Source organism: Nodosilinea sp. LEGE 06152 (genome assembly GCF_015207525.1).
Taxonomy (GTDB): Bacteria; Cyanobacteriota; Cyanobacteriia; order Phormidesmidales; family Phormidesmidaceae; genus Nodosilinea.
Window position 1 is genome coordinate 159,261 of sequence record NZ_JADEWR010000010.1, and the last position, 26,914, is coordinate 186,174.

Consider the following 26,914-nt stretch of genomic DNA (forward strand, 5'->3'; position numbering starts at 1 on the left):
AGSTSSMGYTGCNGATSGNNYGMTGKCSCYRCCCTKMANNSYKMCWKSSCACYSCYGRTKKYTGGNGANGMTRWMGCYGNSWYKGWGGSYSMGNSRTKCASSTNYKCSWKRRYGGCMKCCWCGRWYTYRTYSSYSACGSYSAGSRCSMKKTYWYCGTCKYKGSTGRTCWGGSKGWSRSWGNSCKMKSYGKCRRTCWYGRGSCKCCYCMCSGCCNCYMGCCCKYRCYGCNMKCRMSMAYYSCYTYWCCYRGCTNAGRRSMRKCYSMYCKYSAYCSKTSTANKMSCCSACCNGMYSMYGMTNGSSRCGTYSMSRWTSCCSMCSMCMWMSSTNMTCNASCMCCWKMTCSYCSACSYYRKGSMYSYYRGYSAMSYCCASSTSASSSGYSGCCANGSSCAMCYRGCGCAGCTCCGATCGCGACTCGGTAGACCTGACCTCACCCCTAGGCCCAGTGACAGGGCGCAAAAACCTGGTGCAGGCCGTCCTCAACCGGTTGCACACCCGCCAGGGCGAACTGGCGGAGCTGGGCCATCCCGACTATGGCTCGCGGCTGCACGAGCTGATGGGCGAACTCAACAGCGATCGCACCCGCCGCCTGGCCGAACTCTACCTGCGCCAGTGCCTGGCCCAGGAGTCGCGCATTGCCGAGGTTGTAGAGGTCAGCTTTGAGCCCCCCCAGCGCGACCTGGGCCTGCAAACCACCCTGGCGGCCCAGGTGATTTTGCGCCCGGTAGATGAGCTGGCGACCATCGTTCTCAACGTCACCCTGGCTCTATGAGGCCCCTATTTGTGAGGACACCATGAGTTTTGAGCCCAAAACCTTCGACCAAATCTATGCCGAGCTGGTGCAGTCTACCGCCGCCCGCCTGCCGGGGGAGGTCGACCTGGAGGTGGGCAGCGTGGTGCGCACTCTGTACGAATCGTTTGCCTACGAGATGGCCCTGCTCTACCAGCAGATGGATCAGGTCTACCGTTCGGCGTTTATCGATACCGCCAGCGGCCTGCAGCTGGAGATGGTGGCGGCGATTCTGGGCATTCGCCGGGGGCTGCCAGATTTTGCCGAGGGGGAGGTCACCTTTGAGCGCGATGCCGGTCAAGACGACCTGGAGATTCCGCTGGGCACCCTGGTCACCACCGAAGACAGCGAAAAAGCTCCCCGCAAAGCCTACAAAACCATCGAGACCAAGCTGCTGCCCGCCACCGCCACGGCGGTTAACGTCAAGGTGCAGGCCCTAGACCCCGGTGAAGACCAGGTCGTGGCCGCCGAAACCATTGTGGTGATGCCCCTGCCCGTGGCCGGGGTCAAGGCGGTACACAACCTAAAGCCGACCCAGTTTTTAGGCAAGCGCCTGGAAACCGATGACGACCTGCGCCAGCGGGCCAAGAGTATGCTGCTGGCCTCGGGCAAGGCGTCGCTCACCGCCATCGAAACGGCCCTGCTCAGTCTGCCCGGCGTCCGCGAAGTCAAGGTGGTAGAACCCTTTGGCGATCGCTACGGCGTGCTGGATGTCTACGTGGACGATCGCGCCCTAGACGGACTGCCGCCCCTGGACTGGTTGCCCCAGGGCGCACCTGGCGGCGCTCAGGCCGCCCCAGCTGACGCCCCAGCACCAGCGCTGCCCCCGACCCAGGGCTCTATTCAGGATCGCAAGCGGCAGCAGGAGCGGGTAGCCATGCTGCGCCAGCACCTCGATCAGGTGCGGGCGGCCGGAGTATACCTGCGGCTGGGCGGCAGCGAGCCGGTGGAGGTGGATGGCCTGGTGCACATTGCCCTCGCCGCTGGGGCCGACCCAAAGGTGGTAACTGGAGAGGTGGAAGGGGCGATCGCCACCCACTTTGCCCGCCTGGGCCTGGGGCAGCCGCTGCTGTTTCCCCACCTCACCCAGGCCATGCTCGCCGTGCCGGGGGTCAACAATGTGGAAGAGTTTGCCCTGATTCCTCGCCGCCAGGGTCAGCCCCTGGAGGGGGCTCCTTTTCTCAGTCGTGCCCGGCGCATAGAGACCCATCGGGTGGCCAGCAAGTTTCGCCTGGGCCAGCTGGCTGTGGTCAGCGAGGTGCAGCCGCTGCCGGTAACGGTAGAATTTCGCACCGCCGACCTCACCGCCGAGACCTACGAGCAGGCGACCACGGCCCTGCGAGACTGGTTTCAGGGCCTGGCGGCGGGCCAGACCATCACCCGTGAGGCCATAGTGGCGCAGCTACCCGAGAGCACCCCCGCCGCGCTTGAGAGCGTGGTGCTCACGCCGCATCATCCCTCCCCGGTGACGATTCAGACTGCGGGCGAACTGCGGCCTGGCTTTGCTGAAAAGCCGGTGCTGGCCACCCCACTGCTAGCCTACAGCGCCGAGCTTGATCTGGTGGGTGCCCTCAAGGTGATTGGGCCAGAGGCGGCGACGGCGGCGGCGCGCCAAACCCTCTACGCGGCCATCGAAGCGCGGCTGCAAACCTACCTAAACCAGCTCGCCCCCGAGCAGGCCGTCAGCCTGGCCGCCCTGGCGCAGGTGGCCACAATTGAAGGCCTGACCGTGGTGCCCCCCAACCCGGCAGACTTTAGCGCCCAGCGAGACGGGGCAGAGGTCGATCGCCTCGATGCCGACACCGCAACCCTGCAAGTCGATCCCTTTGAGCGGGTGCGCCTCACCCACCTGCTGCTCAGCGATCGCCCCCAGCCTCTGGCCGTCGAGATTACCGCGCTGGAGCTGGCCCTGGGGTGGGTGGCCGACAATATTCCCAACGTCATTGTGGTGCGGGTCGATGACCGCACGGTTCGGGAGAATGTGGAGGATCCAGCTACGTCAGAACCCCCCGTGACCCCGCCGCCCACTGCCGGTGAAGCGAATGGGCCCGCGCGGGAAGCCGAGGTTGAAGCCCTCAAAACCGCGCTTCAAGACGCGATTCGCACCTTTCCGGCCCAGCCCCCAGGGCAGGATTTTGCCCTCGCGGGGCTGCGTCAGCATTTAGAAACCACCCCCGATCGCCTGAACCAGTTTCGCGGCCTCACCCTGCGGGTCACCGAGCTAACCGCCGGGGCCACAAGCGTCGATGGGCGGCAGCAGACCCGCGCCCTGGCGGATACGCGCCCCCTGCAGGTGCGATCGCTGGAGTACCTTGCGCAGCTTACCCCCCCCGCCACCATCACCGTTCGTTCCTGACGCCCCTATGCCTATGCCCCCCAGCGGTAAAACCCTCAGCCTGCTCAGTCGCCTGCCCGCCTTCTACGACGTCGGGGAACACAGCCATTTGCACCAGCTGATGGCGGTGCTGGGCGCAGCCCTGGAGGGGGCCGAGGCCGACCTGGTGCGGGTGCTGCGATCGCACTTTGTCGATACCGCCAGCAACACCGGCTCCCAGGGGTTTTTTGACCACAGCCGGGGCGACCTCGACCAGATCTTTGCCCTCTACCTGGAGAAACTGGGAGGCACCTCCCAACTGATTCAGGTCAACGCCCAGTTTCAGCCCAGCGACCTGCTCCAGGTCGAAACGCTGGTTCAAGATATTCTCTCCGCCCGCACCGACCTGGCCGGGGATCTCGACCAGAGCTTTGCCCGCGATCGGCCCGTGGCCCGCGATCGCCTGCGGGCCTACGACTGGCGGCGGGCCTACCTAACGCCCCACGACTGGCTGCACCCGGCCCAGTTCATCACCCAGCTGCTCATCGCCCAAGACCCCCTCACCGAGGCGCTGAGAAGCACCTTTAGCCCCGGCACCCAGGCCGCCCTGGCCCAGTACGACGGTAGCGATACCGTGCCTCTGCCCCTGGGCTGGAGCCTGAGCCAGGATCTCAACCGCCGTCTAGAGCAGGGCTCTCTACAGCGCGGCTTTGAGCAACGGGAGCAGCTGGTGCGGTTGGGTCACCGGCTGGGTGCCGAGGTTGACGGTCGCTCGGGCGAGGTCGTTGCTGAGGCTGAGCCGCGCTCCATCGCCCTGGCCCACGCCCTGCGCAAACGGCTGCCCCTGCCCCTGCAGCAGACCCTGTTTGGCCGTACGTTTCCGCTGCAGGCGAGCGAAACGGCTTCCCTGGTCAGCGCCTTCAAGGCGAGTCTGGGCGATGCCGAACTCTGCGCCGCTCTCCTTGCCCTGGGCCAGGGGCAGCGGCAGGGGGCCGAAGTGCCAGCCAATCTGAGCCTTGCTCCGGCGATTGTGCCGCAGATTTTGGCCGCCGCCAGCCGCGCCCTGCGCGAACTCCTGGTGGGGCCAAGGGGCCAGCTGCCGCCGCTGTCGCCGCTTCCCAGGGCAGCCCAGCTGTTGCTGGCAGGGCCGCTCAGCTCAGCCAACCGCCTGCGCCTCAACCGCCTGCTGCTGGAGGCCGCCTACCCCGGCCAGATTGAGCCCAGCCACATTCCCACCCAGGACGACGTCCAGCGCGACCTGACCGATTTGCTCAACCAGGTGGTGCTGCCCGATGCCCAGTTTTACCCCCGCAACCGCGACTTTTTTGCAGAATGCCTGCTCGACGCCGAAACCCAGCAGCTAATTCAGGGCCACCAGCGGGGCGATCGCGACCCCCTCGCCATCCAGCGGCTGAACCGTCTGCTGTTAGAGACGGCCTATCCCAGCGAGCTGCACAAAAGCTACGTGCCCTACCGGGAGCGGCTGCGAGAACTGATCCAGGTGCTGCAGCGCGGGGCCTCGACCCAGCAGGGAATTCGCGACATTGTTGCCGCCAACCTGGGCATTTTCAGCGACAGCGAGGCCGCCCAGGCGGCCCGAAAAACCATTGAAATCGAAGAATACCTGCCGGAGCTGCTGATCGGCCGAGCGATCGCCGTCCAGCCCCTCGGCGCTGGCGAGGCCGAAGGCGACCTACCCCGCCAGTTCACCCTGCACAACCCTAATGTAGAACCCACCCCGGTCACCCTGCGGCTGGTCATCGACGACCATCGCCTCAACCCGCCGTCCGATCTGGCCCCGCTTAGCCACCTAACCCTGGTCAACACCAAAACGGGGGACTATTTCACCTACGACAGTGCCCTCCAGGCCGGCAGTCGCCTAACGCTGTTAGCCAACGGCCGCCTCGAACGCAACGGCGAAGACCGGGGTTCACACTCCCTGCCCGTGCTGGTGCTGCCGGTGGGCGAGTCGGTCTGGTACTTTACGGCCCAGGTGGGCGAGCTGCCCGGTCGCCTGGGCGAGGCCCAGTTTGATTTTTCTCGCTTTGACCAACCGGCGGGGGGAGCCCAGGCCATGACCGCCGAACAGGCCAGCAACTACCGCATCAGCGTGGCCTACGACCTGGTTAAGCTCACCCCCGGCGTGTTTCTAGTCAAGGTTCCCTGGGATATCCCTGGCTTTACCGATCGGTTTGACGACTACGGCGACCATCCCCGCAGCCAAATTCCGGCCATTATCCACCGGGTGCGGGCGGCCGGGGTCGATTTTGCGATCGCCTACTCCAAAACCTTCCGTGAACGCCATTGCCATCGCGATGGGCTCACGGTCGCACCCGCCGATCGCCTGTCCCACCCCCTGTACGACGCAGTGGCCGCCCGACTCCCCGCATCGGCTCCCCACTTCGTGGAACACCATGACATGCAAGACGACTTTGATCTGCGCAGCGAGCAAAAGCCCTACGGCACCGAGGGAGTGGAGCACAGAATGGGCGATCGCCTGCTGGTTTCGGGCCTGTTTGACTACACCACCTTCGACTCGGGTAACACCTTTGCCTAGCCCAGTCACGCACCCATTGTCCACCTTCTTCAGGAGATAACCCCCGTGAAAATAACCGACGCCCTCGCCATGCAAGGCCGCCTCAGCATTCAGGTGTTTGATGCGGCTGGCCACCTCGTCACGGCCAGCCGCGCCAACAACGCCATCGTCTATACTGGGCGCGAGCTGGTGGCCAAACTGTTTGCGCGGGTAGAAGAAACCCAGTCCTTTACCCACATCGCCATCGGCACCGGCAGCAAACCCGTCGATGCCAGCGCCGACACTGGCTTAGACAACGAGGTCTTTCGCAAAGAGCTAAAACCCTTTGACCCATCTAGAGATTTAGTCGAGCTAGAGATTCCTGTCACCACCGACGACGGCAGAGAACACCTGCAAAAGAGCAGCCTGATTCGCCTCAGCGCCGACCTGGAGTTTAACGAGCCCGACCCGGCCAAAAACAACGGCCAGCCCTACGACCTGAAGGAGGCCGGACTCTTTAACGCGGCCACCGCAAAGGAAGGCACGATGTACAACCGGGTGGTCTTTCCGGGTATTAGCAAAACCAAAGACTTCAAGCTCACCCTAATTTGGGAAATCATTTTTTGAGCCCAAATCAGACTCTTTATTTAACCACTGACTTAGCTTCAGGAGATGCACGATGGCCGATAGCAAAGACAAAAACCTGTCCTTTACCTACACCGAAGCGAAAGCAGGTGATGTCATTCGCTCTGCCGATTGGAATGCTGCCAATCAAGAACTGGTGCGCCTAGAAAAGGCAAAAGTTAACCGTCAAGGGGCCGACACGCTGCAAGGCCCGCTCACCATTGAAGCAGCCCTCACGGTCAATGGTAACGTCGGCATTGGTACGCAGAATCCTGGCTTTGCTCTGCAAATCGGCGATCAAAATACTGTGGGTTCGCCCAGGCTAGGTATCGTCGGTCGGGGCGCAACGGGCAACTACCGACAGTGGACTCTTCGTACTGGCGACGGCAGCGATGCAGAAAATATCCACAAGCTCAGACTTAGAGATGAGCAGGCCAAGGCCGATCGCCTCGTTGTAGATGAAAAGGGCTACGTCGGAATTGGCACAGCTAATCCTGCTGACACCCTGGATGTGCACGGAGCCCTGAGATTTAGCGGCAACGCCCAACAAAAAGTTTACGGCGACTCGCGGGCCGGTAGACATGCTGTTGTTTTAGCCGGGCACTGGGATGAACTAGAAATAAAAGGCCGCATAATAGACTGGACTGGCGGCAATTTACACATTGGCTACGACAATGCTCATTCCAACGATAGCCTACTGATTGGCAATGGAAAATTAAAGTCGGTCAAAGTTGAGGGCAGTACAGACCTTTTGATAGACAGCGGAAAAGTTGGCATTGGCACTTCTAGCCCAGCCGAAAAACTAGAAATCAAAGGCGGAAAACTACAGCTAGACGGCAATCAGCAAATTATCTTTAAGGATGGCGATGTAACCAATAACCTGAAACTTCAGCTTTGGAGCGGATATGGATTGGGCATTAATAGCGGCACCCTCTTTTATGCCGCTGCCAGTACCCACTCGTGGCGCGACAATAATGGCACTAACGAGCGCATGAGGTTGACCACAGCCGCCAACGGTGGACTGACTGTTTTAGGAACCGGAAAATCTTCCGTTGCCGGTGATTTTGAAGTTCTTGGCAATGTTGGTATTGGCACCAGTAGCCCTACTGCAAAGCTTGAGGTTTTGGGTTCTGGTGGTGGCACTGTAGATTTTATCGTCAACGGAAGATTGCGCTCTAACAACAATGACGGTGGACTGTGGGTTGCTTCTGATCGATTTGTAGGTGGTCACACAATCAATAAAATTGGCTTTTGGAACAACAACGCCTGGCGATTAACCGTGGCCGAAAATGGGAATGTGGGAATTGGCACCACAGCACCCGATAGAGGTAAAGTTCAAATTGAAGGATCTGTTAATTACCAGCACCCAAACGGTTATCGGTATTTTGTCAATCGGACAGACTCAAATAGTACGACAACAGGCCATAACTCTCCTTACTCGCTATATGCAAGCAGTTTCATTGGTGCCGCTGAGTTCAACGCTTTTTCTGACCTACGGATAAAAGATGTTGAAGGCATTAGCAACGGTGCCTCTGACCTACAAACGCTGCGGCAGCTAGCCATCGTTGACTATACCTACAGGGACAAGGATAGAAATGGCTCAAAGCAATGCAAGAAAGTGATTGGCCAGCAAGTCGCCCAGGTGTTTCCCCAGGCTGTTGATACTCATACTGATATTGTTCCTGACATTTTTCGAGCAGCAGCATCTAGCAACGGCTGGATAGATTTAGTTGATCATGAACTACAGACTGGAGAAAGGGTTCGAATCTTCCCAGAAAACTCCGAAGGCGAAACCTACATTGTGGAAGATGTCACGTTAAATCGGTTCAAAGTTTCTCTTGACTATGCAGGAATGGTATTTGTTTACGGTAGAGAAGTGGACGATTTTCATGTTGTTGACTACGATGCCTTAGCTATGCTGAATGTTTCCGCTACTCAGGAGCTTTGTAGAATAATTGATAGTTTGCAAACGGAAGTCAATGACTTAAAGAGCCAAATCAGTGCTGCGAAAGCAGCTTCATTGCCAGTAGCTGCCTTATAGAGGCGAGGCAAACAAAATCCCATAATTCATCTATGGACTTTAATCGCAACTTTTGCAGCAACTTCTACCTGCTCACCAAACCTTAGATTTTGAAAAAATACCATGCGAGAAAGACTTCAACAGCGCCTTCAATCCCTCAAAGCCGAGCACGAGTCAGGTCAGAAGGTGCTGGCTGAACTCGAAGCTAAGCAGGCCAACGTTCGCGATACACTGCTGCGAATTAGTGGGGCCATTCAGGTGTTGGAGGAAATGCTGACCCAGGGGGAAGCTGCGGTATCTGGACAGGCCAGTGAAGCGACTGGATCGACCCCGACAGCGGTCCTTGGCCATGCGAGTTCCCCTGGGGAGGGTGGTCTTTGATTCATACACTGCTGGAATTGGGTTTGCGGCAGCTCCAGGGCGACCTTGGGGATGTGGTGACGTCGTTGTCTTGGGGGTTGGGGCCGATCGCAGAAAACACCCCCCCGCCCTGGGTGGTGCTCTCTGGTGGAGCAATTGCCCTGGCCCCTGCACCCAAAAGCCTCGACCCGTCCGTTACCACCAGCGACTTTCAGCAGGAGCTTTGGATCGAAATCGCTAGCCCCACGGCCCAGACCCTAGAGCAGCTCACCTCGCTGACTGTGGCCAGCTTAACGCTGCGCCAGACGGCCCTGGTGGAGAGCTTCAACCAGGCTTCAGCGCCAGGACGCTACACCTACAGCGCTGCCCAGGTGGCCACCCGCCATCGGTTGCGCCAGATTCAGTTTTTGGGTGCAACGCCGACCCACGATAGGGGTAAGCTGCGATCGCAGCTTCAGTTCCGCGCGATCGGTCAGCTAGAGATGGTGCTGTTGACCCCCGATCGCGGTACCGTACTGCGCACCGTGATCGCCACTGGAGGCCTCAGCCAGACCGACGATACGTGGACAACAACAATTGATGCCGGTGTTGCCAGAGATAGCTCTGCCAACCGTGACTAGTGCAGCATTAAGCGTGATGTTTTTGAGCTTTGTAGTAGGGCGTTGCGTTGCGCATGCATCACCGAGAGACCCTACTTACAGTGCCCTAGGGCTTAAAGTAGGTCTCCACGCAGCGCACAAACATTTCCACCCCAAGCCCCAGAGCCGTTTCATCGAAGTCAAAGCGGGGGTGGTGGTGAGGGTAGGCCAGCGCCCTGTCGGCATTGGCCGAGCCTAAAAAGAAATAGCATCCCGGCACTTCCTGTAGAAAAAAGGCCATATCCTCGCCGCCCATAGTGTGGCAGTTGGGCACCACTCCGGCGGGGGTCTCGACCACCGCCAAAGCCACCGATCGCACCAAATCTGCCATCCCCGCATCGTTGATGACCGGCGGGTACAGCGCCCGGTAGTCAAAGCTGTAGCTAGCCCCGTGGGCCTGACAAATGCCCGCAATAATCTGCTCCATGCGGGGGGCAAAGTAGTCGGCGTAGGCGGGGTCGAAGTAGCGCACGGTGCCGCCCAAGGTAGCGGTGTCGGCAATCACGTTCTGGGCCTTACCGGCGTGAAACTGGCCTACGGTGACTACCGCCGACTTGGTGGGGTCGATGTTGCGGGCAACAATAGTTTGCAAGGCGTTGACAATCTGCGCCCCCACCACAATAGAATCGACCGTTTGGTGCGGCAGCGCCCCGTGACCGCCCTTGCCCTGCACCGTGCAGGTAAAAAATTCGGATGCTGCCATCAGCGCCCCGGTGCGCACGCCCACCGTGCCCAGAGGCAGATTATTCCACAGGTGGAGGCCAATCATGGCCTCCACATCGGGGTTCTTCAGCACCCCGGCCTCGATCATGGGTTTGGCCCCCCCCGGCCCCTCTTCGGCGGGCTGAAAGATCACTTTGATGGTGCCCGCAAAGTCACGGTGGGTGGACAGGTAGTAGGCCGTGCCGAGGGCGATCGCTACGTGGCCGTCGTGACCGCAGGCGTGCATCACCCCGTCATGCTGCGATCGGTAGGGCACGGTGTTTTCTTCTTGAATGGGCAGGGCATCCATATCGGCGCGAATGCCCAGCACCGGGCCGGGGCGGGTACCCTCAATTACCGCTGCCACCCCGGTTTGAGCGATATTGCGCTGATACGCAATGCCCCACTGGTCGAGCTGGGCGCAGATAAAGTCGGCGGTCAGCCGTTCTTTAAACCCCAACTCGGGCTTTTGGTGCAGGCCGCGCCGCCAGGTGACCAACTGGTCTTGCAGCGCTTGGATAGCTGGGCGAATGCGATCGCGGTTGACGGGCAGCGGGGGGGCGGTGGTGGCAAACATGGCGCGATAACGAAGAAATGGGGTGCAGCAGACAGTCTCGATCATAAACCAGTTGCCCCTGGCCCCTGGCGTAGATGAGCGCAGGCAAGACCCGGCTCAGCATTTGCAGTTTAATAGAAGTAGTCAATCAGTAGATATCGCTCAGGTTTATGACGCTCCAGGAACTACAAGCTCAGGCGCTGCAACTCTCCGTTGAGGCCCGCTGGCAACTCGTGAATACGGTTTTGGCCTCGCTGCAAAAAGAGACGCACTGCGCCCTAATGGAACCCGACCCTGCCTTTCCCGACATTGCCTTTCGCTCCGATGCCGAAAATAGCTGGGTGCCCGTGGTGCACGGTACCAGCATTCATGTGCGAACCGTGGTGATGGCGGCAACCGAGTGGGAGTGGTCGGTGGAGCAAATTGCCGAGGAGTACGGCCTCTCCGAAGCGCAGGTAGAAGCGGCGCTGGTGTTCTACAAAGCCCACGGCGATGAGGTGGCGGTGACTCTCCCTGTGCAAGCACCAGCGGCTGCGATCGAATCGGCCACAGTATAGAGGCACTCTACCTCTCCCTACAGACAACTCAAAAATGAGTAAGCGTTAGACTGTCAACAACACAGTCACAAATGTTTACACATGCTTCCCGATCTAATGGGTGCCACCCGAGACTACTGGCGCAAGCTAGATGCCGTTGAGGCCGCCTACCAGCGCGACGAGCTAACCATAGAAGAGGTGAATGCCGAAGTTAAGGCGCTGATGGCAGAACTAGGCCAAACTCGGCGACAGCTGCTGAGGGACTTGTGGGCGATCGCGCAAACTTTTGTCAACCAGCAGGGCGAGGCACTGGCGGGCGTGGCTGCTCTGGGTGTGCTGGCCTACGTGTGGCTGGTGGCCAACGGCCAAGCTTAATCAGCTCTATTGGTGTTCAGTATTTCAGTATTGAGGCTGCTTTTTTAACTGAGTGCTAAGGCAATTGCGATCGCAACGGTAAGTTTTTGGCAGGTTTAGCCAATGCAAGTTTGGGCTAGACTGATGCTAGCGAGTCGGCGTCAGCAATATGGATTTCTCCCTAACTCCTCATGCTGAGCAAGAATTAGAACGCCGAGAGATTCCGAGAGATTTTCTGAATTGTGTGCTTCAAAACCCTCAACAAATTGTGAATGAATGAGACGGCAGACGTGCTTACCAATCGCAACTTGAATTCGCTAACGGCAAGGTTTACCTGGTAAGAGCTATTGTTGATGAGGAAGTTGAACCTTGCCTGGTGATTACGATCTACAGAACCAGTCGCATTTCAAAGTATTGGAGAGCTTAGCCATGAAGGTGGTGTACGACGCTGAGGTCGATGTCTTACGCATTCTATTCAGCGATGCAGTTATAGAAGAAAGCGATGAAGATAAACCCGGCACCATATTGGACTATGACGAGGCTGGAAACATTGTAGGGCTTGAGATTTTAGACGCCTCGAAACGCATAACCAATCCGCGATCGATTGAGCATGTAGTAACGGGTTAAATACGATGAAAGTAAAGCATGTGATCAACCTCCACAAAGGCGCTACCGCTTTTTTCATCGTGGCTCTGATGGTGGCCTACCAAAACTTTGGCCTGGGGCCGTGGGTCTATCTAGCGCTCCACGGCACCTACGGCATGCTGTGGCTGCTGAAAGATCGCCTGTACCCCGACAAGCAGTGGGAGCAAACCATTAATCTAGGGGCCGGAGCTTTCACCTTTGGCTTTCTGGGTCTCTATTGGGTGGCTCCCTTTTTGCTGATTAGCCGAGGGGTAGAGCCGCCGTTGCCGCTGGTATCGGCGGCGATCGCCATCAACATTCTGGGCGTATTTCTGCACTACGCCAGCGATGCCCAAAAATACTTCACCCTCAAGTATCAGCCGGGGTTAATTACGGAGGGGCTTTTTGCCCGCTGCCGCAACACCAACTACCTGGGCGAGATCTTAATCTATCTCTCCTTTGCCCTGCTGGCGATGCACTGGCTGCCCTTTGCTATTTTGGGGCTGGTTGCGGCCCTGGTATTTGTGCCCAACATGCGCAAAAAGGACGAGTCCCTATCGCGCTATCCAGAATTTGCGGACTACAAAGCGCGATCGGGGATTCTGCTGCCGCAGCTGTTTGGAGGTACTGGTGCTCAGGTAGCTTCCTCTGTGCAACCGCAGCTGGAGGATTAACTGACCTTAAGCGCTTTGCAGCAAAGCTTGCTGGTTTTGCAAGATTTGTCTGGCGAAGGCGAGCTTGGCTTGCAGGTCGGCATCGGCGATCGCCTCCAAAAAGCGCATAAATTCCACCTGCTGCTCCAGGTTTCGAAATGGGAAAGCTTTAATGGCAAGCTCGGGTAGATTAGCGCTTACCCTTAGCAACTCAACCCCAACCACCCGCTCATCGGCATCATAGTCGTATATCACATCGGGTTCTATCGAATCAGACTCTATAATTTCACCCTCAGCCAGGCGTAGGTAAAGAGCATCAACGTCGGGATCGTATTCAATATTCATAGCCTGCCACGTATGCGCCTGTCGAAGTGGATCGTCACTATATGCCAGGGATTGGTAGCCCTATTGTAAACAACCTTCAAGATACGCCCGTCGGCCTCTGGTATTGCCCGATAAGCACACTGGCAGGTGGGGTCTCCTGGATGGGGCTCAGTCAGGGCTGGCTCTGCAAGCGTAAGAGTAACCCAAGCCCACTCGATTTTGCGCTCAGCTAGTCTCAGCTCGGCATGGCGACTCAAGCTGTAGGGGATTTTGTCATTAGCCATTGGGGCTAGGTAGGAATGCACAACCGCCGACTTCCCCCGCCAGCATACCCTAGGGTCTATGATCTAAGGGTTCATGACCCGGCCCCCCATGACTTTATTCACTCTGCGCTCTGCCACCAAAGACTTTGGCATCAAGGAAATTCTCCGCGATGCCAGCTTTAGCCTGGATGAGGGCGACAAGGTGGGCCTGATTGGCACCAACGGCTCGGGTAAATCGACGCTGCTGAAGATGATTGCGGGGCTGGAGCCCTTCGACGGCGGCGAGTTTTGGGTCAACCCCGGGGCTAAGATTGTCTATCTGCCCCAGCAGCCCGACTTTGAGGCCGATCGCACTGTTCTAGAGCAGGTCTTTGCCGACGCGGGCGAACAGATGGCGCTGATTCGCGAGTACGAAGATATCTCCCACCACATGGCCCAGGGTACGGGCGACGCCGACGCTCTGATGGCCAAACTCTCAGCGGTATCGGAAAAAATTGCCGCCGCTGACGCCTGGGATTTAGAGACCAACGCCAAGGCCATTCTCAGCCGCCTGGGCATTGACGACTTTGATGCCAGAGTGGGCGATCTGTCGGGGGGGTATAGGAAAAGGGTCGCGATCGCCGCTGCCCTGCTCTCCGACCCCGACGCCCTGCTGATGGATGAGCCCACCAACCACCTCGATGCCGAATCGGTGGAGTGGCTGCAGAGCTATCTGGGCGGCTTTCGCGGTGCGCTGCTGTTGATCACCCACGATCGCTACTTTCTCGACCAGGTTACCAACCGCATTCTTGAGATTGACCGGGGTGACCTCTACAGCTACGCGGGCAACTACGCCTACTACCTGGAGAAAAAAGCCCTAGCCGAAGCTGCCGACCAGAGTACCCAGAAGAAGCACGCCGGGGTGCTGCGCCGCGAGCTGGAATGGCTCAAGCGCGGCCCCAAGGCCCGCAGCACCAAGCAAAAGGCCCGCATCGATCGCATCGGCGACATGCAAAACCGCGAGTTTAAAGAATCCCTTGGCAAGGTGGACATTTCCACCGTCGGTCGCCGCATTGGCAAGAAGGTGATCGAGCTAGAGAATGTCTCTAAAAGCTACGAAGACCGGCTGCTGTTTAAAGACTTCACCTACGCCTTTGCTCCCGACGATCGCATCGGCATCATCGGCCCCAACGGCGTCGGCAAATCGACCCTGATGAACGTGATCACCGGGCGGCTAGAGCCCGACAGCGGCACCGTCGATATTGGCACCACCATCCATGTCGGCTACTTTGACCAGCATTCTGAAGACCTGTTTGCCAACCCCAGCCAGCGGGTAATCGAGTACCTCAAAGAAACCGCTGAACTGGTCACCACCAACGACGGCAGCGTAATCACCGCCTCCCAAATGCTGGAAAGGTTTTTGTTCACCTCCAACCAGCAGTACGCCCCGCTCGAAAAGCTGTCCGGTGGCGAGCGGCGGCGACTATTTTTGCTGCGGGTGCTGCTCTCGGCCCCGAACCTGCTGATTCTCGACGAGCCCACCAACGACCTCGACGTGCAGACCCTCGGCGTGCTCGAAGAATACCTAGAGGAGTTCAACGGCTGCGTAATTGTGGTCTCCCACGATCGCTACTTTCTCGATCGCACCGTCAACACTATCTTTGCCTTTGAGGGCAACGGCGTGCTGCGCAACTATCCCGGCAACTACTCGGTCTATTTAGACTACAAAAAAGCGGCCTCAGACACTCAAAAAGAGAACGACAAACAAGCCGCTGCTAGCAAAACTCAGGCTGGCTCTGCTCAAACAATAGCTAAGGCGGAGCCAACTCCCGATGCCAAAGCCAAAAAGCTTTCTTACAAAGAAAAGCGAGAATATGAGCAGCTTGAAGCCCAAATTCCCGCTATGGAAGCTGAAAAAGAAGCGCTAGAAAAACAGCTCTATGGTAACCCGCCCAGCGACTACGCCGAGGTGACAAAGCTCTCAGAGCGTCTGGGCGAACTCACTACCACCATCGACACTTCTACCGAACGCTGGATGGAGCTAGCGGAGCGGATGGAGTAGCCCACCGGAGGTCTCCAGTCGTTCCGCTAGCTCGACGCAGTGTAGGGCAGCTCCTGTCGGCGGCAAGGTACCGCCGACAGGAGCTGCAAAGGGATAGTCCATTCTGCGTCAGTGGCAGGCGATCGCGCCCTAATCAAGGCCTCAACGGAGGCCTCAATTCAGGAGAGTGCGATTACTGGCCAGGGGTGGCGCGGTTGTTGGGGCTTTGGGAGTTAGGGGCCACAACACCAGGAAGGTTTGAATCCTGGTTTTGTGTACCTGTGGTGGGCCGCTGCTGCTGGTTAGGGCTGGTGCTCTGACCGGGGGTGGTGCGGTTGTTGGGGCTTTGATCGTTGGGCGACACAACACCGGGACGGTTTGTATCCTGGTTCATATCCATCATCGGCCGCTGCTGTTGGTTAGGGCTGGTGCTCTGACCAGGGGTGGTGCGGTTGTTGGGGCTTTGGTCGTTGGGCGACACAACACCGGGACGGCTTGTATCCTGGTTTTGCGTACCCGTAGCAGGCCGCTGCTGCTGGTTAGGAGTGGTTCCCTGGCCGGGGACAGCGCGGTTGTTAGGGCTCATATCGTTGGGGGCCACAACACCGGGAACGGCGTTGGTATCTTGGTTACGCATATCCATCGAGGGCTCTTCCCGGTTAGGGCTGGTGCTCTGACCAGGGGTAGCGCGGTTGTTGGGGCTTTGGGAGTTAGGTGCTACAACACCGGGAACGGCGTTCGTGTTTTGACGCTGGTTGTTGCGATCGCTGGAACCGTAGTTGTTCGCGTCGTAGGCATCAAAATCAGCCGAATTGGCCATCGGAACAGCGCGGTTGTTAGGCCCAATATCGCTAGGAGAGAGCACGCCTCGGGTCAGGCTGTTGCCTCGGTATTCAAATCGGCTCATGACGCCATCTCTGGCACCTGCGGCGCTAAGAGTATCTTGAGCTTGGGCAGTTGCTCCTACGGCCAGGGCCATAGTGGCAGACAAAGAACATAGAATAAAGCGTTTCATTGCGTCTCCTTTTGTGGTCGTCTCACTTAAGTGCTGAGCAGCAAATCTAGAGTTGTTTTAGATTTAAACGAGAGTCAGTATCGAAGCAGTAAATGCCTGCTGAAATTGCCCGTTAAAATCAGGTTGAAACTAGCTTTGCTGCATCACCTTAAACTAACGATAATTTGGAAGGCATCAATCGACTAATAGTTGTAGATTTGCCGTCCTAAAGACGCTTCTGTAGAAGGAGAGAAAGATTATACCAATCGCGGGAACATAGTCTTGAGGAAATGCGTAGCTGTCTATCCTGTATTAGAATTAGCGCTTATCTCTCGCTGCACAGCTAGACCAATGCTGAGAGCTTCTTGCAAAAATTGTCGATACTCACTAGCCTGATGGTTGCTGTGCAGGGTTTGCAGCGTTGTCAAATTAATTTCAATAGTGGCAAACAATTCCTGCTGGCGCTGCACGATCGCCCGATGGCGACGCAGAATAGTTTCGGTTCTGAGGGCAGAGATCAGGCTGTCGCGGGTGGCCTGGAGGGCAGCCAGCACCTCCGTGCGATCGCAGAGTTCGGCGTCGACCATCCGTACCGCTTCGAGTTCATCCATGATGTGCAGCGCCTGGATGATGTCGTTGTGGCGATCGCACTCGTCAAGCAGGCGGGCCAGGGAGACGAAGGCCTTGGCGCGATGCCACTGGTAGAAATGCCAGGCTACTGCCCCCAGCGCGATCGCCGTCGCTACCCCCAGCACCAGCTTGCCAAACTGGTCGAAGCCTGCCCGATGGCGCACCAGCACGAGCCCTAGCCCCAGGCAAACGATAAACGCTGTCCCCAGCACTAGGCTTTCTGTGAGTAGCAGCGATAGAATTTTGCGGCGCGGTAGTCTCCAGGGGCCAGTCTTTGACCGTCGCCACACCGAGGGGCGGATCATACCGCCCATAAAAACCGAGCTAATGTCTAACCCGGTCAGCTGGTCGAGTTCGCTCTGAGTAATGCGCAGCGCCTGCAAATCAGATCTCATTAAGTTTGAGTTGGGAGAAAACAGTTTGTCAGTCGTCCTTACTAACTATTCTGCTGGCTTACCAAGCCCCCCATACGGGGCTCTCAGCCAGCCCAATTTCCAGGTTTAGCCACCGGACAACAGCGTAAAAATGCTGTTGATTACCTGGGCGTAAAAATTGCCTTCTACCTCCCGAAATAGCTCAAACGGCTGACCCGGTGAGCCAAAGAATGGCCTTAGGGTCCAGCCCAACTGACTGCCCACCAAACCATACAGCACCAGCCAAAACAGCAGCAGTCGATTGCGAATTTTGGGCGTGTCGGCGGTGAAGTCCATAACAGAGCGAATGCCTGAGTAAAACAGCCGCACGCCGATGAAACCCGTCAGGCCAAAGATCGCTACATTGAGCAGCAAGAAGAAGTGGTAGCTGCGAATGGAGACTAAGAAGAACAGGGTAACTGGAGCAAAACTAAACAGCAGAACGCTAATTACCGCAATGGTAGTGAGGCTCAGCACCGCATACTGTCGAAAATCGGCCTTAGAGCCAAACAAGATGTCGAAAAAATAGAGCGTTGGCAAACAAATTAACAGCGTCAACAGGTAGAGGGCCGGCAGCTTGACCATCGACACTAGCAGCTGTTGCCAGCCGCTTGACGAGCCAACAATCGCCCCGTACACAGCAAAAAATAGCGAGCTGACACCCAGTAGCGAGAGAATTTTAGACTCAATCTTCTTGCCCTGGCGCACCTCTTCTAAAAAGGTAGGGCGATCGCGCAACAGTAAAAGCAGGGTTGAAAAATGTTCCATAAATCTGACCCCAAGAGACAGCGGTTAAAGCTCACTCAGAGCATAGCCATCCCCTGGGGCAGATTAAGTCGGATAAAGTCGGCATTGAAGATAGCCCTGACGTGACCATCGCCCATGCTGGAAGCACAGGGGTCGGCCTGGGCACCAGGTAGCTTTAGCCCAGGGCTGAGCAGCCCTAGCGGAGCGAACCGGCTGGGTCAGCAATGTAATCAAAATTAGGTTCGAAGTTCCAGGGGCCGCGCTCGTCTTTGCCGCTGTCATCGGTAGAGGGATTGTAGTAAAGCTCTACGGTTTCATCCCAGTTGTTACCCTGGCTGTCGAGAAAGTGAGGCCCTATACCGCGCACGGCAAAGAGGGTGCTGTTATAGGCCTCGGTTTAAAGCTGAGCATGGCGATGAGACATGGCGATGAAAAATTAAGCTTCTGCCTAAAGAACAAGAGCTTCTAGTCCAGATGGCCCCACCCTTACCCCTCCCGGTTGGGACAGTCAAACATTTTCCAGTCGTTGTGTCTTAACGGTTTGGCGATGGCTGTATCAGCCCAAGACTTCGCTCAAAAAGGTCATTAGGGCACGCCACGAACGGCGATCGGCCATAGCGTCGTAGCGATTGGCATCGCTCCACACCGTAAAGGCGTGGTCGACGCCGCCGTAGATTTCCATATCGAAGTCAGCTTCGGCGGCGTCTAGCTCGGCGGCGAGTTGGACGACATCGGCCATGGGGGCCGCGGAGTCGTCAGAGCCGTGAAGCACCAGAATGCGGCCTGGCGTTTGGCTGTAGTCTTGGCCCTCGGGGGTATCAAAGCTGCCGTGGAACGATACAAACCCGTCCACATCCATGCCTGCGCGAGCCATTTCGAGCACGGCTGCCCCGCCAAAGCAGTAGCCAATTGCCACCACCTGGCTGCCATCGACCCCTGGCTGAGCCTGAGCCTGAGCCAGACCGGCCATCAGCCGCGATCGCATAGTGCTGCGATCGGCATAAAGCATGCCGCTTTGAGCCCGCGACTCATCAGGGTTGGTAGGCCGCACTCCCTGACCATAGAGATCGACGGCAAAGGTTGCATAGCCTTGCTCGGCTAGCATCTGAGCCCGGCGTTTTTCGTAGTCGCCCAGGCCGTCCCAGTCGTGCACCAGCAGCACCACGGGCTGGCTGTCGCCAAAGCCCTCATTGATGGCAAAGTAGCCCTCAAAGGGTTGCCCATTGATGCTGTACACCACTGGCTCAGCCACAATATCAGCCTTTACCGCCGGGGCTAGGCCCATTGCAAACAGGGTGGTTACTACGGCGGCCAGCGCCACCAGCCAAAATTTTCGTATCACTGCAATCTCCTTAGCGTTGACAAACCCAGGTAATTAAAAGGCCCTCAGCGACAGTTTTCTTTTTTGAAAGAAAAATAGGGCCTGAGGTTGACTGTTTAAGCTAGCTGCAGGCTCTGGGGCATGAGGCCGCGATCGGCATTTCTCAAAACCTGACACAAACAAGCTAGCGCTGCCTCCAGTCCCTGATATCGTAAAGAAGTTTGAAGCTCAACGCAAAATTGCGCCTCTACCTATGGAATGGACTGCTGACGCTGAAGCCCGACTTAAGGAGATTCCCTTCTTCGTGCGCCCCGCCGCCCGCAAGAAGATTGAAAAGTTTGCCCAAGACCAGGGCCTGGGGCAAATCACCGCTGAGGTTTACGAGGCCGCCAAAAAGCAGTTTGGCTGAGGCGGCCCTGTACCTCAGTATTTGGCAAATGGCGTTCGCCCTTCCAAATAAGGGATAACTACATCCCCAAATTCGCGGCCAAAAACGCCCACTTATCCGACACCTCTTCGATCACCTTGGCCGTCGGCTTACCCGCCCCGTGCCCCGCCTTCGTCTCAATGCGAATGAGCACCGGAGCCTCGCCCCCATGGGCCGCCTGCAGCGCCGCCGCAAACTTAAAACTGTGGGCCGGCACCACCCGGTCATCGTGATCTGCCGTGGTGATCAGCGTCGCTGGGTAGGCCGTCCCCGGCTTCAGGTTGTGCAGCGGCGAATAGCCGTAGAGTACCTTAAACTCATCCTCGTTTTGGGGCGAGCCGTAGTCTGACTCCCAGGCCCAGCCAATGGTGAACTGGTTAAACCGCAGCATGTCCATCACCCCGACCGCAGGCAGCGCCGCCGCAAAGAGATCCGGGCGCTGGGTCATGCAGGCTCCCACCAGCAGGCCACCGTTGCTGCCACCCGCGATCGCCAGCTTTGCCGCCGATGTATAGCCCTCAGCGATCAGCCACTCCGCCGCCGCAATAAAGTCGTCAAACACGTTCTGCTTATTTAGCTTCGTGCCCGCCAGGTGCCACTCTTCGCCATACTCGCCACCGCCGCGCAGGTTCGGCATGGCGTACACGCCGCCCATCTCCATCCACACCAGGTTGCTGACCGAAAACGACGGCGTCAGCGAAATGCTGAAGCCGCCGTAGCCGTAGAGCAGCGTCGGGTTCTGCCCATTCAGCTCAATTCCGGTTTTGTGGGTAATAAACATCGGCACACGGGTGCCGTCTTTGCTGGTGTAAAACACCTGGGTGGTGGTGTAGGCACTGGGGTCAAAATCCACTTTCGGCTGGCGGTAGAGGGTGCTTTTGCCAGTCACCATGTCGTAGTGGTAGATCGTGGGCGGCACCGTAAAGCTGGTAAAGCTGTAGAAGGTTTCGGTATCTTCGCGCTTGCCGTCAAAGCCCCCCGCCGAGCCAATGCCGGGCAGTTCTACCTCTCGCACCAGTTCTCCAGTCAGCGAAAAAATGCGAATCGTGGTGTAGGCATCCTTGAGATAATCGGCCACAAACTGGTGGTTGAGAATGCCCACCCCCTCCAGGGTGTCGTCGCTCTCGGGGATTATCTCCTGCCAGTGGGTGCGATTGGGCTGGGCAATATCGATCGCAATCAGCCGCCCCTTCGGTGCATCTAGATCCGTCGTAAACCAGAATAGCGCCCCCTCGTTATCGACAAAGCTGTAGCTGGCCTCAAACTCCGAAATCAGCTCTACCACCGGGTTTTCTGGGTCGCTCAGGTCTTTGTAAAACACCAGGTTGTTGGGGTCAGTCCCCTTCCATACCGAAACGATCAAATAGCGCCCGTCTTCGGTGACGCCGCCACCAAAGCCCCACTCCTTTTGATCGGGGCGATCGTACACCAGCACATCCTCACTTTGAGGCGTACCCAGGCGATGGTAGTAAAGCTTTTGGTAGTAGTTCACCGCCTCCAGCTTGCTTGCCTCATCGGGCTCGTCGTAGCGGCTGTAGAAAAAGCCCTGGTGGTCGTGGCTCCACGACGCTCCCGAAAACTTCACCCACTTCAGCAGGTCGTCGGTATCCTCCCCGGTTTCAATGTCGCGCACGCGCCACTCCACCCAGTCAGACCCCGCGCTCGATAGGCCATAAGCCATGTAGGCCCCGTTCTCACTCACCTCCATGCCGCTGAGCGACACCGTGCCATCCTCCGACAGGGTGTTGGGGTCGAGCAGCATGCGGGGTTCGGCATCCAGGCTGGGCAGGGTGTAGAGCACGCTCTGGTTTTGCAGCCCGTCGTTTTTGAAGTAGAAGTATCGCCCGCCCCGCTTAAAGGGGGTGCTGTAGCGCTCGTAGTTCCAGATCTGGGTGAGGCGATCGTTGATTTCCCTTCGCTTCGATAGCGTTTGCAGATAGCCATCGGTGACTGTGTTCTGCGCGGCAATCCACTCCTGACTGGCGGGCGATTGTGGGTCTTCAAGCCAGCGGTAGGGGTCGGGCACCATCACGCCGTGGTAGGTATCAACCTGGTCGTGCTGAGGGCTGGGGGGGTAGGCAAAAGTAGAGGAAGTCATCATTTCTAATCGCTAAGACCAATTTTCAATAGCTACGATATTTGAATGCGCAGGGCTAACCGCATTAACGAGTTTGCTGTCGCCAGTTACAAACAGGCACTGATGACGCAGGGAAAGTGCTACATATAGCGAGTCATACACGGTTCTTTGGTATTCTCTTGCAAAGTGGTAGGCATCATTGAGTAACAAGGAGGATGGCGTAACTGAAAAGGTAATCAACTGAAACGTTTTTAAAATATCTTTTGCATGCTGTTCGGATAGCTCCTGAAACCTATTTAGTTTCCAGACAATATTTCCAATCTCTGCATAGATTAGATCTGGAACAAGTAAATCGAGTTCTCCTTCTTGATAGGCGCTCAGAATTTGGCGAGATTTGTCAGAATGCTTCTGAGGAATAAACCACTTGATGGCGACACTGCTATCAACAACAATTTTTGCCACAGCTATCTTGCTCGATCTTCACAAATCAGTTCGGTGCTGTCAGAAAAGTTGCCATGCTCCTTGAACAATTTGGCGCGTAGATCGTCAATTTGAAGGACAACTGTGTGACGAATCCGATCTGGGTGATCATTTGCGCTGGTTGCTTCAAGCGCTGGACCAGATATCTGCTCTGCGGAGACAGCTGCGATCGCGGCTCCATTCCCCAATGTTTGATACAGGCGGTTGAGGGTTTCCAGTAGAGCAGTTTGCTCTTCCATGGGCAAAGCTCGAACTACTTCAATAATAGAGTTGACTAGCTGAGTATTCATAGCTGCCTCAGATTTCCGTGTCTCTAGTGTACGCAATTGACTTCGGACGGCGGGGGATATGGTTGCTGAAGGGTATGGCGCTGCACTGAGCCCACAGCAGCGCTACACTAGCCACCGGGCGATTTTAGAGAACTGAGCCATGAACCAGGCCGCAGACAACACCACCACAGCCAGGGTGCAGTCCCTCAGGGCGCAGCTGCAGGCCGCCAGCTACGCCTACTACGTACTCGACGCCCCCGACCTGCCCGACGAAGTCTACGATCGCCTCTACCGCGAGCTGCAGGACCTAGAAGCCGCCCACCCCGAACTCGTCACCCCCGACAGCCCCACCCAGCGCGTCGGCGAAAAGCCCGCCACCCAGTTCACCTCCGTTCGCCACAACATCCCCCTCTACAGCCTGGAGAACGCCTTTGATTTGGCCGAGTTTCGCGCCTGGGAGGAGCGCTGGCGCAGGCAGGCCCCCGATGCTGGCGAGGTTGAGTATGTGGCGGAACTAAAAATTGACGGCAATGCCCTGGCCCTCACCTACGAAAATGGTCTGCTGGTGCGCGGCGTTACCCGAGGCGATGGCATCGCTGGCGAAGACATTACCCCCAACGTGCGCACCATCCGCTCCATACCTCTGCGGCTAAACACCGACAACCCGCCCCCGGTGGTCGAAGTGCGCGGCGAAGCCTTCCTGCCGCTGGATGTGTTTGAGCAGATTAACGTCGAACGGGCCGAGCGGGGCGAAGCCCTGTTCGCCAACCCCCGCAACGCCGCCGCCGGTACCCTGCGCCAGCTCGACTCCCGCATTGTCGCCGCCCGTAAATTAGATTTTTTCGCCTACACCGTGTATTCAGGAGCGGGCAATTGGGAGAGCGAGGGAGAGCGTGAGGAAGATCCAAAATCCAAAACCCAAAATCTAAAATCGCCCACTTCCCAATGGGAGGCGTTGGAGTTTCTTAAATCCCTCGGCTTTCGGGTCAACCCCAACCGCCAGCTCTGCCAATCCGCTGACGATGTGCAGGCCTATTACGATAACTGGGCCACCCGGCGACTTCAGCTTTCGTACCTCACCGACGGTGTGGTGGTGAAGCTCAACGACTTTGCTCTGCAGCAGCAGCTGGGCTTTACCCAAAAGTTTCCCCGCTGGGCGGTGGCACTGAAATATCCCGCTGAGGAGGTGCCCACTATCCTCGAAGCCGTCAGCTTTCAGGTGGGTCGCACCGGGGCGGTGACCCCCGTAGCCGAGCTGCGCCCGGTGCAGCTGGCGGGCACCACCGTTGCCCGCGCCACTCTGCACAATGCCGATCGCCTCGCCGAACTCGACATTCACCAGGGCGACACCGTGATCGTGCGCAAAGCTGGGGAAATTATCCCTGAAGTGGTGCGGGTGCTGGCCGAGCTGCGTTCCGACGATGCCGTGAAGGCCGCCATGCCTACCTGCTGCCCCCAGTGCAACAGTGCCCTGGTTAAGCCCGACGACGAGGCCGTGACCCGCTGTATCAATATCTCCTGCCCCGCGATCGTGCAGGGGGCGATTATCCACTGGGCGCGGCGCGATGCCCTCGATATTGAGGGCCTGGGCGAAAAGTGGGTGAAGCAGCTGGTGGAGCAGGGCCTGGTTCACTCCGTCGCCGACCTCTACAGCCTGACCGAAGAAGACTTAGCCCCCCTCGATCGCATGGGTAAGCGGCTGGCCGAGAAGCTGCTGGGGGCGATCGCCGCCTCCAAAACCCGCCCCTGGGCCTCGGTGCTCTACGCCCTGGGCATTCGCCACGTGGGGGCCGTCAACGCCAAAACCCTGGCCCAGCATTTTCCCAGCGCCGCCGCCCTGGCCGCCGCTAGCCCCCACGAGGTCGAAACCGTTCACAGCATTGGTCCCGAAATTGCCCAGGCCGTCAGCCAGTGGTTCCAGGTGCCCGCCAACCAAACCCTGATCGATCGCCTGCGCCAGTCCGGGTTGCAGCTAGCCGCTGATGAAGATCAAACCCAGGCCGCCGAGGCTGGTGCTCTAGTCGGTAAAACCTTCGTGCTCACTGGCACCCTGCCCACCCTCACTCGCCCTGAGGCCACAGAGCTAATCGAAGCCGCCGGGGGCAAAGTGACCAGCAGCGTCAGCAAGGCCACCGATTACCTGGTGGCGGGCGAAAAAGCCGGGTCAAAGCTGGTCAAAGCTGAGGGGTTGGGCATTGCGGTTCTTAGTGAGGCCGATCTGCTGGCGCTGATTGGGCAAGATTAGACTAATTTCGGTCAGCTTTGGATCATTACAGCCCCGGCCATCAGCAGAATCTTCAGGCTGACCACGGCTGGAAACCTGTTGCGGCCAACCGCGAAATTAGGTCGAGTTATTGTCAGCTTCTTCAGTAAAGCTACAGATTGAGAATCATCCCAGGGCGAACTAGTATTGGGCAACCATCGCTTTATTGATGACAATCGGTTTCGATTTAGGTGCTTTTAGCCTTTTTCAGCATGTATTTCCTCCTTCTGTTTGAATTGAGCAGCATAAAATTGCCCATAATGTATAGGAGACAAATGGCCGTGAGTAGTGCTTTCTTGCTGCCATCGGGCTCAAAATCGTCGCTCTAAGTAATAAAGCTTACTGGTTGTGGTGTTGACGAAAGTAACCCGTATTGGTAGGCACTGGCTCGACAGCGCTGCTGATTTGAGTTCAACCAGGGGGCAGCGCCTAGACCTCCCTGCATTTGAAATCGTTTGCAATACTGCGGTGGAGTACTGGTTAGAGTACTGGTGGAGTACTGCTCAATGGACGAAAAATCGATTTTTGACTCGACGGCAACACCTAGCAATCTAAGTCTCATCCCCTATCTTTTTTTATCGGCATCTAGTTCGGGGAATGGGTCGATCGATGAGGTGGTCATTGACGCGCTGTGCGCCATTCGCCTGCACTTCGATATGGAGGTGGCGTTTGTAGCGGAATTTGTCGAAGGCAGACGCCGATTTCGCTACATCGATTCATCCCTAGAGAATACGCCCATTGCCGTAGGAGACTCAGACCCGCTGGAGGAGAGCTACTGCCAGCGCGTTGTCGACGGTCGGCTGCCCCAGCTAATTCACGATGCCACCAAACTTCCCGCCGCCCTGGAGTTAGAGGCCACTACTGCCCTGCCTGTAGGCGCTCACCTCAGCATTCCCCTGCGGTTGAGCAACGGGCAGGTCTACGGCACCTTTTGCTGCTTTAGCACCCAGCCCAACCCTTCCCTAGGCGATCGCGATCTGTCGATTATGCAGCTGTTTGCCGACTTTACCGCCCGGCAGATCGGGCGCGAGCTAGACGCCGCCCAGGCACACCAGGAAATGGCTCAGCGAGTGACAACCGTGCTCGAGTCCAGCGCGTTTACCCTTGTCTACCAGCCCATCGTTCGCCTGGCCGACCGCAAGATTATTGGCTTTGAGGCCCTGACCCGGTTTTGGTCGCGGCCCATTCGCAGCCCCCACATCTGGTTTGCCGAGGCCTCCGAGGTAGGCCGCAGCGAACAGCTCGAAATGGCGGCGATCGCCAAAGCCCTAGAGGGTCTGAGCACCATTCCTGACGATGTTTACCTCTCGGTCAATGTATCGCCTGACAACATTCTTAGCGGTGCCGTCAACCGCGTGCTTCAGGATGTGCCCCTGCACCGCATCGTGCTAGAAGTGACCGAGCATGTCGCCATTCCTGACTACTCGCAGTTTGGTGAACGGCTGGCCCCCCTGCGCGATCGCGGCGTGCGCCTGGCCGTAGACGATGCTGGGGCCGGCTACGCTAGTTTCCTCCATATTCTTCAGCTCAATCCAGACATTATTAAGCTCGACATCAGCCTCATTCGCAACATCGACACCGACCACACCCGCCGAGCGCTGACCGCCGCCCTGGTCGGGTTTGCCCAACAAACCAACAGCTACATTGTCGCCGAAGGCGTCGAAACGCCCTCCGAACTAACCGCCCTGCAGCAGCTCCAGGTCAACATCGTCCAGGGCTATCTGCTGGGGTACCCGCTTCCTCTGGGTGAAGTCGCCGCGCTGTTTTAGTGACGTAGGCGCGTAGCCCGCCGAGCCAGGGGTGAGTCAGTATGGGTTTCGGGTTTCGGGTCTACGGCAGTCCTTGCCCCGTTCACCTGAAACCCTAAACCTTTAGCGCAGCACAGCACTGGGCAAGGGCATCTAGAGCCGCCAGTCGCCCATTCGGTAGCTTGTGCGATCGCACCGACCGGGCCACCGTGTATCCTATAAAGTCAGCTTGATCACAGCACTTGCCCA

24 protein-coding genes and 1 pseudogene are annotated in these 26,914 nt (G+C 57.8%); 15 read left to right on the forward strand and 10 right to left on the reverse strand.

The window, feature by feature from the left end; genetic code table 11:
- The first annotated feature begins 448 nt into the window (after positions 1–448).
- From IQ265_RS15225 to IQ265_RS15255, 7 genes are all read left to right on the forward strand, one after another.
- The gene (locus tag IQ265_RS15225) at positions 449–775 is read left to right on the forward strand and encodes a GPW/gp25 family protein (protein WP_194055056.1); all 327 of its coding nucleotides are present in this window, start codon (positions 449–451) and stop codon (positions 773–775) included.
- Positions 776–797: 22 nt separating this feature from the next.
- Entirely contained in the window at positions 798–3,149 is a 2,352-nt protein-coding gene (locus tag IQ265_RS15230; RefSeq protein ID WP_228037932.1) for a baseplate J/gp47 family protein, read from the forward strand.
- A 7-nt stretch (positions 3,150–3,156) separates the two neighbouring features.
- Positions 3,157–5,664: a hypothetical protein gene (locus IQ265_RS15235; protein ID WP_194055058.1), complete on the forward strand. Its 2,508-nt coding sequence runs from the start codon at positions 3,157–3,159 to the stop codon at positions 5,662–5,664.
- 45 nt (positions 5,665–5,709) lie between these two features.
- Positions 5,710–6,249 carry a hypothetical protein gene (locus tag IQ265_RS15240; protein WP_194055060.1) on the forward strand — a complete coding sequence of 180 codons (540 nt, stop codon included), beginning with the start codon at positions 5,710–5,712 and terminating at the stop codon, positions 6,247–6,249.
- Between the two features lie 52 nt (positions 6,250–6,301).
- A complete protein-coding gene (locus IQ265_RS15245; RefSeq protein ID WP_194055062.1) occupies positions 6,302–8,287 on the forward strand; it encodes a tail fiber domain-containing protein in 1,986 nt (661 codons plus the stop codon).
- A gap of 102 nt (positions 8,288–8,389) precedes the next feature.
- The gene (locus tag IQ265_RS15250; protein ID WP_194055064.1) at positions 8,390–8,647 is read left to right on the forward strand and encodes a hypothetical protein; all 258 of its coding nucleotides are present in this window, start codon (positions 8,390–8,392) and stop codon (positions 8,645–8,647) included.
- Complete coding sequence (locus IQ265_RS15255) at positions 8,644–9,246, forward strand: hypothetical protein (protein ID WP_194055066.1); 603 nt, start codon at positions 8,644–8,646, stop codon at positions 9,244–9,246. The genes IQ265_RS15250 and IQ265_RS15255 overlap by 4 nt, the downstream gene beginning before the upstream one ends.
- A gap of 85 nt (positions 9,247–9,331) precedes the next feature.
- On the opposite strand, the gene IQ265_RS15260 is transcribed toward IQ265_RS15255, so the two are convergent.
- Positions 9,332–10,543: a M20 family metallopeptidase gene (locus tag IQ265_RS15260; protein WP_194055068.1), complete on the reverse strand. Its 1,212-nt coding sequence runs from the start codon at positions 10,541–10,543 to the stop codon at positions 9,332–9,334.
- Positions 10,544–10,692: 149 nt separating this feature from the next.
- Here IQ265_RS15260 and IQ265_RS15265 point away from each other — a divergent pair, with 149 nt between their 5' ends.
- The 4 genes from IQ265_RS15265 (at position 10,693) to IQ265_RS15280 (ending at position 12,710) form a co-directional block, all read left to right on the forward strand.
- The gene (locus IQ265_RS15265; RefSeq protein WP_228037934.1) at positions 10,693–11,079 is read left to right on the forward strand and encodes a DUF433 domain-containing protein; all 387 of its coding nucleotides are present in this window, start codon (positions 10,693–10,695) and stop codon (positions 11,077–11,079) included.
- Positions 11,080–11,175: 96 nt separating this feature from the next.
- Positions 11,176–11,433 (forward strand): hypothetical protein, encoded by a 258-nt coding sequence (locus tag IQ265_RS15270; protein ID WP_194055071.1) that lies wholly within the window; start codon positions 11,176–11,178, stop codon positions 11,431–11,433.
- 408 nt (positions 11,434–11,841) lie between these two features.
- The gene (locus tag IQ265_RS15275; protein ID WP_194055073.1) at positions 11,842–12,039 is read left to right on the forward strand and encodes a DUF2283 domain-containing protein; all 198 of its coding nucleotides are present in this window, start codon (positions 11,842–11,844) and stop codon (positions 12,037–12,039) included.
- 5 nt (positions 12,040–12,044) lie between these two features.
- Complete coding sequence (locus IQ265_RS15280) at positions 12,045–12,710, forward strand: DUF1295 domain-containing protein (protein WP_194055075.1); 666 nt, start codon at positions 12,045–12,047, stop codon at positions 12,708–12,710.
- Positions 12,711–12,716: 6 nt separating this feature from the next.
- On the opposite strand, the gene IQ265_RS15285 is transcribed toward IQ265_RS15280, so the two are convergent.
- Entirely contained in the window at positions 12,717–13,034 is a 318-nt protein-coding gene (locus tag IQ265_RS15285; RefSeq protein ID WP_194055077.1) for a DUF2283 domain-containing protein, read from the reverse strand.
- Between the two features lie 351 nt (positions 13,035–13,385).
- On the opposite strand from IQ265_RS15285, the gene IQ265_RS15295 reads away from it, so the two are divergent.
- Entirely contained in the window at positions 13,386–15,317 is a 1,932-nt protein-coding gene (locus IQ265_RS15295; RefSeq protein ID WP_194055081.1) for an ABC-F family ATP-binding cassette domain-containing protein, read from the forward strand.
- A gap of 172 nt (positions 15,318–15,489) precedes the next feature.
- On the opposite strand, the gene IQ265_RS15300 is transcribed toward IQ265_RS15295, so the two are convergent.
- The 5 genes and pseudogenes from IQ265_RS15300 to IQ265_RS15320 form a co-directional block, all read right to left on the reverse strand.
- Complete coding sequence (locus tag IQ265_RS15300) at positions 15,490–16,311, reverse strand: hypothetical protein (RefSeq protein ID WP_194055083.1); 822 nt, start codon at positions 16,309–16,311, stop codon at positions 15,490–15,492.
- Positions 16,312–16,592: 281 nt separating this feature from the next.
- Entirely contained in the window at positions 16,593–17,315 is a 723-nt protein-coding gene (locus IQ265_RS15305) for a hypothetical protein (RefSeq protein ID WP_194055085.1), read from the reverse strand.
- 105 nt (positions 17,316–17,420) lie between these two features.
- A complete protein-coding gene (locus tag IQ265_RS15310; protein ID WP_194055086.1) occupies positions 17,421–18,101 on the reverse strand; it encodes an actin-binding WH2 domain-containing protein in 681 nt (226 codons plus the stop codon).
- 175 nt (positions 18,102–18,276) lie between these two features.
- Positions 18,277–18,477: pseudogene (locus IQ265_RS15315) on the reverse strand (hypothetical protein); the annotation flags it as partial.
- Between the two features lie 159 nt (positions 18,478–18,636).
- The gene (locus tag IQ265_RS15320; RefSeq protein ID WP_347404970.1) at positions 18,637–19,422 is read right to left on the reverse strand and encodes a dienelactone hydrolase family protein; all 786 of its coding nucleotides are present in this window, start codon (positions 19,420–19,422) and stop codon (positions 18,637–18,639) included.
- 232 nt (positions 19,423–19,654) lie between these two features.
- Between IQ265_RS15320 and IQ265_RS15325 the strand changes: the two genes are divergently transcribed.
- Positions 19,655–19,810 (forward strand): PCP reductase family protein, encoded by a 156-nt coding sequence (locus tag IQ265_RS15325; protein ID WP_194055088.1) that lies wholly within the window; start codon positions 19,655–19,657, stop codon positions 19,808–19,810.
- 58 nt (positions 19,811–19,868) lie between these two features.
- Here IQ265_RS15325 and IQ265_RS15330 read toward each other — a convergent pair whose 3' ends face one another.
- The 3 genes from IQ265_RS15330 to IQ265_RS15340 are packed head-to-tail and all read right to left on the reverse strand — an operon-like array spanning position 19,869 to position 22,675.
- A complete protein-coding gene (locus IQ265_RS15330) occupies positions 19,869–21,926 on the reverse strand; it encodes a prolyl oligopeptidase family serine peptidase (protein WP_194055090.1) in 2,058 nt (685 codons plus the stop codon).
- A 12-nt stretch (positions 21,927–21,938) separates the two neighbouring features.
- Positions 21,939–22,367 carry a type II toxin-antitoxin system VapC family toxin gene (locus tag IQ265_RS15335; RefSeq protein WP_347404971.1) on the reverse strand — a complete coding sequence of 143 codons (429 nt, stop codon included), beginning with the start codon at positions 22,365–22,367 and terminating at the stop codon, positions 21,939–21,941.
- A gap of 2 nt (positions 22,368–22,369) precedes the next feature.
- On the reverse strand, positions 22,370–22,675 hold the full coding sequence (locus tag IQ265_RS15340; RefSeq protein WP_194055092.1) for a hypothetical protein: 306 nt from the start codon (positions 22,673–22,675) through the stop codon (positions 22,370–22,372).
- 139 nt (positions 22,676–22,814) lie between these two features.
- On the opposite strand from IQ265_RS15340, the gene ligA reads away from it, so the two are divergent.
- Positions 22,815–24,899: an NAD-dependent DNA ligase LigA gene (ligA, locus tag IQ265_RS15345; RefSeq protein WP_194055094.1), complete on the forward strand. Its 2,085-nt coding sequence runs from the start codon at positions 22,815–22,817 to the stop codon at positions 24,897–24,899.
- Between the two features lie 524 nt (positions 24,900–25,423).
- Positions 25,424–26,686: an EAL domain-containing protein gene (locus IQ265_RS15350; RefSeq protein ID WP_194055096.1), complete on the forward strand. Its 1,263-nt coding sequence runs from the start codon at positions 25,424–25,426 to the stop codon at positions 26,684–26,686.
- Positions 26,687–26,914: the final 228 nt, after the last annotated feature.